Annotated in this window: 7 protein-coding genes; 6 read left to right on the forward strand and 1 reads right to left on the reverse strand. The window is 63.1% G+C overall.

Going from position 1 to position 7,391, the window contains the following annotated elements:
- Positions 1–129: 129 nt before the first annotated feature.
- Positions 130–1,200, reverse strand: coding sequence for a quinone-dependent dihydroorotate dehydrogenase (locus K0M74_RS15485; protein ID WP_293974407.1), 1,071 nt, complete (start codon positions 1,198–1,200; stop codon positions 130–132).
- A gap of 93 nt (positions 1,201–1,293) precedes the next feature.
- Here K0M74_RS15485 and K0M74_RS15490 point away from each other — a divergent pair, with 93 nt between their 5' ends.
- The 6 genes from K0M74_RS15490 (at position 1,294) to K0M74_RS15515 (ending at position 7,290) form a co-directional block, all read left to right on the forward strand.
- On the forward strand, positions 1,294–3,114 hold the full coding sequence (locus K0M74_RS15490; protein ID WP_293974410.1) for a DUF885 family protein: 1,821 nt from the start codon (positions 1,294–1,296) through the stop codon (positions 3,112–3,114).
- 103 nt (positions 3,115–3,217) lie between these two features.
- Complete coding sequence (locus K0M74_RS15495; RefSeq protein WP_293974413.1) at positions 3,218–4,105, forward strand: helix-turn-helix domain-containing protein; 888 nt, start codon at positions 3,218–3,220, stop codon at positions 4,103–4,105.
- A gap of 318 nt (positions 4,106–4,423) precedes the next feature.
- On the forward strand, positions 4,424–4,900 hold the full coding sequence (locus K0M74_RS15500) for an SUF system Fe-S cluster assembly regulator (RefSeq protein WP_293974416.1): 477 nt from the start codon (positions 4,424–4,426) through the stop codon (positions 4,898–4,900).
- A gap of 4 nt (positions 4,901–4,904) precedes the next feature.
- Positions 4,905–6,392: a Fe-S cluster assembly protein SufB gene (gene sufB, locus K0M74_RS15505; RefSeq protein WP_293974419.1), complete on the forward strand. Its 1,488-nt coding sequence runs from the start codon at positions 4,905–4,907 to the stop codon at positions 6,390–6,392.
- Positions 6,393–6,433: 41 nt separating this feature from the next.
- A complete protein-coding gene (locus K0M74_RS15510) occupies positions 6,434–6,796 on the forward strand; it encodes a hypothetical protein (RefSeq protein WP_293974422.1) in 363 nt (120 codons plus the stop codon).
- A gap of 230 nt (positions 6,797–7,026) precedes the next feature.
- Positions 7,027–7,290, forward strand: coding sequence for a hypothetical protein (locus K0M74_RS15515; RefSeq protein ID WP_293974425.1), 264 nt, complete (start codon positions 7,027–7,029; stop codon positions 7,288–7,290).
- Positions 7,291–7,391: the final 101 nt, after the last annotated feature.

Below are 7,391 nucleotides of genomic sequence, written 5' to 3' on the forward strand. Positions count from 1 at the left end.
CCTGTCGCGCAGCGATGGGGAGGTGGCAGCGCAAAGCGCTGACGGAGAGGCGATGGCGCACCCGTTGCTGCCCTCTAACCCTCGCTTCGCAAGCTGTCCCCCTCCCCACAGCTTCGCCGCAGGGAGAATTTATTCGCCCACACCCACCGCGTCGGCCACGCGCGAGAACCCATCGCGCGCCGCCAGCTTTTCCAGCCCTTGCGCAATGCGCGCCGCAAGCCCCGGCCCCGCATAGACCATCGCCGAATAGATCTGCACGAGGCTGGCGCCCGCGCGGATGCGCTCCCATGCTTGCTCGGCCGAAGCGATGCCGCCCGCGGCGACCAGCGGCACTTTGCCGCCGCTGGCGACGTGGAAATCACGGATGCGCTCGAGCGCCAGTTTGGCGAGCGGGGCGCCTGACAGGCCGCCCGCCTCCGCCGCATGGCGCGATATCAGCGCCGGGCGCGTGACCGTGGTGTTCGACACGATCACCGCGGCCAGCCCCTTGCCGAGCGCCACCGCAACGATATCGTCGATGTCGGCGGGTTCCAGATCAGGCGCGACCTTGAGGAAAACCGGTTTGGCCCGACCCTCTGGCTGCGCCGCGGCGACACCGTCGAGCAGCGCCTCGAGCGCGCCCCTGTCCTGCAGTGCGCGCAGCCCCGGCGTGTTCGGCGAACTGATGTTGACGGTCAGATAATCGGCGAGCGGCGCCATCGCCATCGTGCCCTTCGCATAATCGGCGATGCGGTCGGCGCTGTCCTTGTTGGCGCCGATGTTGATCCCGAGCGGCACGGGCAGGCCGTGGCGGCGCAGGCAAGCGATCCGCTCCGCCGCCTTAGCCTGTCCGCCGTTATTAAAGCCCATGCGGTTGATCACAGCGCCATCCTCGACCAGTCGGAACAGCCGCGGGCGCGGATTGCCATCCTGCGGCAGCGGGGTCAGCGTGCCGACCTCGACAAATCCGAAGCCGAAATGCGGCATGGCATGCGCGACGCGCGCATCCTTGTCGAAACCCGGCGCAAGGCCAACCGGATTGGGGAAATGCAGTCCGGCAAGTTCGGTCGCCAGCACCGGGCTGGTCAACGCGGACCGCGCGCGCGGCAAGGTCTGGAGCGCGCTGAGCGTCAGATTGTGCGCCGCCTCGCCATCGGTGGCGTGGATGATTGGGCGGACCAGCGCGTAGGCGGCGTCGGCGGCGGAGGCGAAGAGCGACATGGCCCGCCATTGCGCGCCTCGCGCCGCTATGGCAAGCCCTGCCTCAACCTATTGGCCATCGCCAAAACCCATCGGAAAAACCGGGAGAAAATCGTGTCGCAGCTTCGCATCATCGCTCATCTGTCCACCGGCCTCGCGCTGCTCGCCGTCGCGGGCTGCGCGCCCGCCGCGGTGCAGGAGGCTCCGGCTACCGCAGCATCGGCGGCCGCTCCCGACGCGGTGCCTGCCGGAGCAAACCTCGCGCAATTCTTCGACAATTATGATGCTGCGCAGCTATCGCTAAGCCCGCAGGGCAAGGCGTATCGCGGGATTCGCGATGGTGATTATGGCCGCTGGAACGACGTCAGCGACGAGGCCGCGGTCGCGAGCCACAAATTGCAGCAGGCGACCGCCGAGGCGATGCGCGGCAGCTTTGATCCCGCCGCGATGTCAACCGACCAGGCGCTGTCGTTCGAACTGTTCAACGCGCAGGCCGCGCGCGCCGAGCGGTTGTTCCCGTTCCGCGATCGGGGCTATATCTTTGACCAGATGAACGGCCCGCAAAGCCAGCTTCCCGCCTTCCTGATCAACATCCACCGCGTCGCAAATGTTGCCGAAGCCGAAGCCTATATGGCGCGGATCCGCGGGCTTGGCCCGGTGCTCGACGCCCTGACCGCCCAGTCGGTGACGCGCGCCGCCAACGGCGTCCAGCCGCCGAAATGGGTTTATGCCTATCTGATTTCGGATATCGGCAATTTGCAGGGACCGGACAATGCGGTGGTCGAGGATCTTGCGGCCAAGGTCGCCAAGCTCGACATCGACGCCGCCGAAAAGGCGCGGCTGACCGCCGCGGCGAAGGCCGCATGGGCGGACAGCGCCGGTCCCGCCTATGGTCGCCTGCTGGCAGAGATGAAGCGCCAGCAAGCGAGTGCTCCGACACAGGACGGGGTGTGGCGGCTGCCCGGCGGCAAGGCCTATTATGAGGCGCTGCTCGCCAATTACACCACCACCGACATGACCGCGACGCAGATCCACGACCTCGGCCTCGCCGAAGTCGCGCGCATTCACGGCGAGATGAAGACGATCATGGCCAAGGTCGGCTTCAAGGGCACGCTGCAACAGTTTTTCGAGCATCTGCGCACCAGCCCGCAATATTATCACACGACGCGCCAGGACTATCTGGCCGAAGTCGATGCACGGACAAAGGCGATGGAAGCCCGGCTGCCGGCCTTTTTCAACACGCTGCCCAAGGCGGCGTTGCAGGTGAAAGCGGTCGAGGCGTTTCGCGAGAAATCGGCGGGCAAGGCGTTCTACCAGTCACCCTCACCCGACGGGTCGCGCCCCGGCACCTATTATGTGAACCTCTACGACCTGCGCGATATGCCGAAGACCGAGCTTGAGGCGCTGGCTTATCATGAGGGCGTGCCGGGCCATCACCTGCAGCGCGCGGTGCAGACCGAACTCACCGGCCTGCCGCCTTTCCGCCGCTTCGGCGGTTTCACCGCCTATACCGAAGGCTGGGGTCTCTATACCGAGGAACTGGCCAAGGACATGGGCTTTTACACCGATCCCTACAGCGATTTCGGGCGGCTGGGCATGGAGCTGTGGCGCGCGTGTCGGCTGGTCGTCGACACCGGCATCCACGACAAGCGCTGGAGCCGCGAGCAGGCGATCAAATATCTCAAGGACAACACGCCCAACCCCGACGGCGACATCGAGAAGGCGATTGAACGCTATATCGTCTATCCGGGCCAGGCAACCGCCTATCTGATCGGCAAGCTGAAGATCATGGAACTACGCGGTCGCGCACAGGCGGCGATGGGCGCGAAATTCGATTATCGCGCCTTTCACGATGTCGTGCTCGAATCGGGACCGGTGCCGCTCGACATCCTCGAACGGCGGGTCGATGCTTGGATCGCGGCGTCGCAAGGGTAATAAAATAATAAACTTCGCGCTTGACGCGTAGGGAAGAAATGCAAATGAATTGTCCCACATAACAAGGCGGCCTGGGGAAAGGCTGCCATGGTCTGGGTTCGTCATGTCAGAAGTTTCATCCTCGCGTTCAGACGCGGACGGCAGCGCGCCGTTCGAACTGCACTATTTTCCGCCCGATCCCGATCTGGCGGACATGGTGTCGAGCTTTTATTTCGCCCGCCTGAACCTGCCGAAATTCGACGAATATGAGCGCGCCGACCGGCCGCAGTTTCGTTTCGTCACCAATGCCGACGGCGAGTATATTTTTGCCGACGGCCACCGCGCACCGGTGTCACGCGCGATTATCATCGGCCCGACCAGCGGCCGTGTGCGCGCGATCAGCAACTGCCCGGCGCAGTTGTTCGGCTTTGGTCTGCTGCCCGCGGGTTGGGCGGCGCTGATGGGTGACGATGCCGAAAAGCTGACCGATCGCGCGCTCGATGCCACCGACCGGTTCGGACCGTGGATCGAAGACGTGGCGACAACGCTGGAACAGGCGGCGGCCGTCGAGGCCAAGCTGGTGATCGGCAATAATTTTGCCCGCGAGGTGCTGACCCGCGGCGAAGCGCCGCCGCTGTGGTTCATCCGCACCGTCGACGAGTGGCTGACCGCGTCGCCCTCCCCCCAGGTTTCCGACCTAGTCGATGCCACCGGCATGTCGATCCGGTCGGTCGAGCGGATGACCAAACATTATTACGGGCTGTCGCCGCGCATGCTGGCGCGCAAATATCGCGCGGTGCGCGCCGCATCGGCGCTGGCGCGCGGCGAAGGGCTCGATTCGGCTCAGCTTGGCGACGCCTTTTACGACCAGTCGCATCTGATCCGCGAGATCAAGCGCTTTGCGGGCGCGACGCCGGGGCAGCTGAGCAAGCCGACCTATTACACGCAGGCGACGACCAGGGGGCGCAAGCAGCTCGCCGGCAAGGTCGGTCCGATGGTGTCGGAGACTTAGACTGTTTCGGCGTGGCGCATTCCGCCGCACGCCACGCCCCGTTAACCATCAAAAAATGACCTAGGCCGTTTTTGGCGTTTCCATACAATCGCGAATCATCGCGTCGGCATAATCCCCGCTTGCGACCCAGAAGAGCTCATCCTCTGACGAGGACTGAGACCTTCATCTCGGCACTCATTTGGCCCCGGCCAGATGGGTGCCTTTTTTTCTTGGCGGCCCCGAAGTGCCGCTTGGTTGCACCGCGCAATGGCTTGGCCTATATAAGTGGAGTAATTTACTCCAGTTAAGAATCGTTCGCAAATTGCGAACGGAGAAACGATGCGCCTGTCCAATCTTGCCGATTACGCCGTGGTACTGATGAGCGCTGCCGCCCGCCAGTGCGGATCAGTGCCGCTCCACGCCGCGCTGCTCGCCGAGCAGACAGGGATTCCCGGACCGACCGCGCAAAAGCTGGTGAGTGGGCTGGCACGCGCCGGACTGCTCGTCGCTTCGCGCGGCAGCGGCGGCGGCGTGCGCCTCGCGCGGCCCGCGGCGGCGATCAGCGTTGCGGACATCATCGAAGCCGTCGAAGGGCCGATCGCGCTGACCAGCTGCGTTGCCGAGGGACGTCATGATTGCTCACTCGAGGGTAGCTGCAAGGTGCAGCCACATTGGGGCGTCGTGAACGGCGCGGTGCGCGGGGCGCTGGCCGAGATCAGTTTGGCGACGCTGTCCGTTGCCCCCGCGAAGGTGGGGGTCGCTGGAGGTCACGCGCAAACGACAAAGGCCCCCGTCTTCGCGGGGGCGACGAGTTAGAGATATGACCGATAACACAGAACTCCCCGTGAAAGACCAGGCCGCGCACGACGCCGCCGCCAAAGTCGCTGATTATGAGCATGGCTGGTCGGCCAACATCGAAACCGACTTCGCGCCCAAGGGGCTGACGGAGGATACGGTCCGCTTCATTTCGGCCAAGAAGAACGAACCCGCATGGATGCTCGACTGGCGGCTGAAGGCGTTTCGCCATTGGCAGACGATGGAGACGCCCGACTGGGCGAAGCTCAACGTGCCGCCGATCGATTATCAGGACGCTTATTATTACGCGGCGCCCAAGCCGAAGCCCAAGCTGGGCAGCCTCGATGAGGTCGATCCAGAGATCCTCGAGGTCTATAAAAAGCTCGGCATCCCGATCGAGGAGCAGAAGGTGCTCGCAGGCGTCGAGGGCGCGCGCAAGGTCGCGGTCGACGCGGTGTTCGACAGCGTCAGCGTCGCGACGACCTTCCGCGAGGAACTGAAGCGCGCGGGGGTTATCTTCCTCTCGATTTCGGAAGCGATCCGCGAATATCCCGAGTTGGTGAAGAAATGGCTGGGCAAGGTCGTGCCGATGCACGACAATTATTTCGCGGCGCTCAATTGCGCGGTCTTTTCGGACGGGACATTCGTTTATGTGCCCGAGGGCGTGCGCTGCCCGATGGAGCTTTCCACCTATTTTCGCATCAATGCCGAAAATACCGGGCAGTTCGAGCGGACGTTGATCATCGCCGAAAAGGGCGCCTATGTCTCCTATCTCGAAGGCTGCACCGCGCCGATGCGCGACGAGAATCAGTTGCACGCCGCGGTGGTCGAGTTGGTGACGCTCGACGATGCCGAGATCAAATATTCGACGGTGCAAAACTGGTATCCCGGCAATGCCGAGGGGCTGGGCGGCATCTATAATTTCGTGACCAAGCGCGCGCTGTGTCAGGGCAAGCGCAGCAAGGTGTCGTGGACGCAGGTCGAGACCGGCTCGGCGGTGACGTGGAAATATCCGAGCTGCGTGCTGAACGGCGACGACAGCGTCGGCGAATTTTACTCGGTCGCAGTAACGAACAATTACCAGCAGGCTGACACCGGCACCAAGATGATCCACAATGGCAAGCGCACGCGCTCGACCATTGTCAGCAAGGGGATCAGCGCTGGCAAGTCGAACAACACCTATCGGGGGATTGTGCGGGTCGCGCCCAATGCCGAGGGGGTGCGCAACTTCACGCAGTGCGACAGCTTACTCCTGGGCTCGCTGAGCGGCGCCCACACCGTGCCCTACATTGAGGTCCGCAACCCGACCGCGACCGTCGAGCATGAAGCGACGACGAGCAAGATCAGCGACGACCAACTGTTCTACGCGATGCAGCGCGGGCTGAATGCAGAGGAATCAGTGGCACTGATCGTCAACGGCTTTGCGAAGGAAGTGCTGCAGCAACTGCCGATGGAGTTTGCGGTCGAAGCGCAGAAATTGCTGGGGATCAGCCTTGAGGGGAGCGTGGGGTAATGCGGCTTCGATATCGATTTGCGATTCCCGTTTTGTTGAGCATGGCGCTGCTGTCGGCCTGCGGCGACGCTGAATCGAGCGGCGATAGCCGCTTGTTCGACGCGGAAGTGATTGCAGAGACATTGCCGCCTGAGGTTCGTGGCGCAGTCACATCCTATGAGCGCGATCTGCGCAATGCTGCTGCGAATTACAAAGCCGAATTCGGTCGATTGCCGCTCAGTTTTGCCGATGTTGCATCGGTGGCTGGTGCACGCGAGGTGGCGGTGAATGTCCTCGCCGACGGCATTGGTGAGCAAATTCCCTTTTCCAGCCGCGAGACGGCGGGAAAGGCCGCCAATGCGATCATTAGCACTGCCGAGCGGCGAATTTTGGATCAAATGAAAGCGCAAGATGCGCAAAACTGAACCTCTCCGCGCCGGAATAGTTGGCAAGGCAGCCTTGATGGGTCGGCCGCCGGCCGAGTCGTGGCCTGAGATGCCCCGAATTGAGACAGTTTGTATTGATTTTTCTGGCGACGTCGCGGCGAACCGGGCTAAATTAACTATAATTCCCACCAGTCCGCATCCGGGGACATGGGCCATTACAGCTTTGTCATATGCTCGTAACCTGTCCGATTCGATCTGGAGACGGGGCCATGGCACGCGGTTTGGAATTCAACTGGTCGGAAGCCGATCTGGTCGTGCATCCCGTGCAGGCGGTGACCGCCTATCCGACGCATCAGGGCGTGGTCATTCGGCAGCAGCGCAAATCGGAGCGCGATCGCGACGAAGTGATCACCGTCCCCCACCATGCGGTGACCATGTTGATCCGGCGGTTGCAGCATCTGCAGAACACCAGCGTGATCAGCGTCGAGGAAGTCGCCAATTCGGAACTGGCGGAAATCTTCGCCGCCGAATAGGCGCGGTTTGGCCCCTGCCCTTCGCGGGCTTTTCCACATCATCTGCCCAACGTCGGCGCGCCATCTGGGGCGCCCCGCCGTGGTCGAATAGGGAGGAAAAT

The sequence above is a fragment of the Sphingopyxis sp. genome (assembly GCF_019459305.1).
GTDB lineage: Bacteria > Pseudomonadota > Alphaproteobacteria > Sphingomonadales > Sphingomonadaceae > Sphingopyxis.

Coding starts and splice junctions, on each gene's coding strand:
- K0M74_RS15500 (WP_293974416.1), top strand. CDS start 4,424: ATGCGCCTGTCCAATCTTGCCGATTACGCCGTGGTACTGATGAGCGCT.
- sufB (WP_293974419.1), top strand. CDS start 4,905: ATGACCGATAACACAGAACTCCCCGTGAAAGACCAGGCCGCGCACGAC.
- K0M74_RS15495 (WP_293974413.1), top strand. CDS start 3,218: ATGTCAGAAGTTTCATCCTCGCGTTCAGACGCGGACGGCAGCGCGCCG.
- K0M74_RS15515 (WP_293974425.1), top strand. CDS start 7,027: ATGGCACGCGGTTTGGAATTCAACTGGTCGGAAGCCGATCTGGTCGTG.
- K0M74_RS15485 (WP_293974407.1), bottom strand. CDS start 1,200: ATGTCGCTCTTCGCCTCCGCCGCCGACGCCGCCTACGCGCTGGTCCGC.
- K0M74_RS15510 (WP_293974422.1), top strand. CDS start 6,434: ATGGCGCTGCTGTCGGCCTGCGGCGACGCTGAATCGAGCGGCGATAGC.